Raw genomic sequence first — 347 nt, 5'->3', positions numbered from 1 at the left:
CATGTTAACCACTTTGCTTTCACCGGCTTTTAGAGTGATACGCTCGAATGCGCGTAAGTTCTTAACCTCAGTGGTCACTGAACTGAACAGATCGTTGAAATAAGCCTGAACAATCTCCACGCCATCTTGCTCGCCTACGTTAGACACCTTGATGCTGAATCTAAGGTCTTCACCAGCTGACAACGCTGGGTTTTCGATCTGCTGGTCTGAGTATTTGTATTGGGTGTATGAAATGCCTTCACCAAATGCGAACAGCGGCGTTTCAGGCATGTCGATATAGCGCTCTTGATTGTCTAACTCAGCTTCTAGTAGCGCATGCCAACCTTTAAACTTGTTGTAATAGACTG

1 protein-coding gene is annotated in these 347 nt (G+C 45.5%); it reads right to left on the bottom strand.

Features of this window, described 5'->3' with window-relative positions:
* The coding region (locus AB4585_RS28940; RefSeq protein WP_372172234.1) for a fibronectin type III-like domain-contianing protein at positions 1-347 on the bottom strand (347 nt) is incomplete at both ends.

Origin of the sequence: Vibrio sp. 10N.222.49.C9, from assembly GCF_041474985.1 — a bacterium.
Taxonomy (GTDB): domain Bacteria; phylum Pseudomonadota; class Gammaproteobacteria; order Enterobacterales; family Vibrionaceae; genus Vibrio; species Vibrio crassostreae_C.
Note: the sequence above shows the minus strand (reverse complement) of the source record. Positions and strands in the feature narration are given on the sequence as shown.